Raw genomic sequence first — 2553 nt, 5'->3', positions numbered from 1 at the left:
CGCGCCACTTCAATGCCGTAACTGCGATCGGCCGGGCCGGGAATGAGACGGCGCAGGAACACGATGTCGCCGTTCCATTCGCGCACGGCAATGTTCATGTTGCACACGCCGGGCAGCGCTCCCGCGAGCGACGTGAGCTCATGGTAATGCGTGGCAAAGAGCGTGCGGATGCTCCCCCCTGCCCGCCGCGCGAGTTCCTCCACCACGGCCCAGGCCAGCGCCAGACCGTCGAAGGTGCTCGTGCCGCGTCCGATTTCGTCGAGAATGACCAGACTGCGCTTGTCCGCCTGACGCAGAATGCGCGCGGTCTCCATCATTTCCACCATGAACGTGCTCTGCCCCTGCGCCAGATTGTCCGACGCGCCCACGCGCGAGAAAATGCGGTCCACCAGACCGATGCGCGCCTGCGCCGCAGGCACGAACGAACCCATCTGCGCCATGATAGCAATGATGGCCGTCTGCCGCAGCACCGTGGACTTGCCCGCCATGTTCGGCCCCGTGATGAGCACCAGATGCCGACTCGCGTCCATGGAAAGATCGTTGGGAATGAACGACGCCCGCCCCGTGACGGCTTCCACCACCGGATGCCGCCCCTGACGGATGACGATTTCCTGACTTTCGTCGAGTTCGGGCCTTGTCCAGCCGTTGCGCTCCGCTCCCTCGGCGAGCGACTGCCAGTAGTCGAGCCACGAGAGGCGCGCGGCCATGCCCACGAGTCTGGGGCGGGAGGCCGCCACCTTTTCGCGCAGCTTCTGATAGAGCGCGTATTCCAGACTCTTGCGCCGTTCGGCGGCGGTGAGCATTTTTTCCTCAAGTTCGCGCAGGGCGGGCGTGGTGAAGCGCTCGCTGTTGGCAAGGCTCTGCCGACGCTGAAAATACTCGGGAATCTCGGCCTGCTGCGCGCGCGAAAGCTCGAAGTAGTAGCCGAACACGTGATTGTAGCCCAGCTTGAGCTTGGGCATGTTGTTCTTTTCCTGCTCTTCGCGCAGAAGATCCTGAAGACGACCTTCGCCGTGCTCCACGAGGTCGAGCAGTTCGTCGAGAGCGGGATCGTAGCCCTGACGGAACAGGCCGCCTTCGGTGATCTGGGGCGGCAGATCGTCGCGCAGGGCCCTGGTGAGCAGATCGGTGATGTCTTCGAGCATGTCCCATTTCTTCAGCAGGCGCTGAAGCGCCGCGGGCAGGAGCACGCCGCGGCGCTCGTCGTCGGTGGAGAGACCCTGTTCAGGAAGAGCCAGCGCAGCGCGCACCGCGGGCAGACAGCTCAGACTTTCGCGCAGGGCCGCAAGATCGCGCGGCTGGCAGCGGTTGAGCGAAATGCGCGTGGACAGCCGTTCAATGTCGTACACGTTTTCAAGCGCGTCGCGCAGGGCACGGCGCACGTCGGCGCGCTTCCAGAAGAATTCCACCACGTCCTGCGTTTCGACGATGGGTTCCATCCGACGCCAGGGGCAGCGCATGCGTTCTTCGAGCAGGCGGCCGCCCATGGGAGTGCGGGTGTTGTCCATGACGGCCCAGAGCGTGCCTGCGCCGCGTTTGCCGTCCATGCGGCAGAAGAGTTCGAGATTGCGTTCGGTAATTTCGTCGAGAATGAGATAGCGGCCCTTGTCCAGCGGGCGGAACGGCGCAAGCTGCGCCGGATCGCGCTTCTGCATCTGCTCAAGATAGGCCACGAGCGCGCCGCAGGCCTGCATGAGTTCGGGACTTTTTTCCAGACCGAGGGCGGCTTCTTCCTGCACGTGCTGGGCGGCGAGCACGCGTTCGCGCGCGCCTTCGAGCTCGAAGTGGCTGCGCACGGGAACCCGCACCACCTGCATGCCGGGCAGGGAGTTCAGCGAAAGAGGAATGTCGCCCTTGTCGGGCATGAGCAGCTCGCGCGGAGCCATTTTGAGGGCCCACTGCTTGAGCTCCTCCTCGCGCGAGGACTGAATGCCCGTCCATGCGCCGGTGGACACGTCGAGCCAGGCGAAGCCGCCCGCCCCGCGCGAGGCGTTCCAGAACAGCGCGCCGAGATAGGTGTGGGCCTTGGCTTCAAGGTTGGCGTCTTCGAGGGCGGTGCCGCTGGTCATGACGCGGGTGACGGCCCGCTTGACCAGTCCGCGCGCCTGCCTGGGATCTTCCATCTGATCGCAGAGGGCGATTTTGTAGCCCTTGCGCACAAGCACGCTGATGTAGTTTTCCGCCGCGTGCCAGGGCACGCCGCACATGGGCACGCCGCCCTCGTCGCGACTGCGGCTCGTGAGGGCGAGTTGAAGTTCGCGCGAGGCTATTTCGGCGTCTTCAAAGAAAAGTTCGTAGAAGTCGCCCATGCGGTAAAAAAGCAGCGTATCGGGATAATCCTTTTTGATTTCCAGATATTGCCGATACATGGGCGTAAGTTTCGGTGCAGTGTCGCTCATGATGCTCTCGACGAAGGCCCGGCGCGTGTCAGTGGGGGCGCGGGCCGGGAATGCGCGCCGATCTGCGCTCCGACGCGGATGCGGGGAGCGGTTCCGAACGTGGGCCGGGAAGGCCTGGCCGATAGCTCGGGGGCGAGGCCCGGGGGAACCCGGA

1 protein-coding gene is annotated in these 2553 nt (G+C 64.6%); it reads right to left on the bottom strand.

Annotated elements, in window-relative coordinates; translation table 11 throughout:
• The coding region (gene mutS / locus ACZM96_RS10565) for a DNA mismatch repair protein MutS (protein WP_489489015.1) at positions 1-2399 on the bottom strand (2399 nt) is incomplete at its 3' end.
• Between the last annotated feature and the right edge of the window lie 154 nt (positions 2400-2553).

Source organism: Mailhella sp. (assembly GCF_057866825.1).
This window is presented reverse-complemented; position numbering and strand designations above follow the sequence as displayed.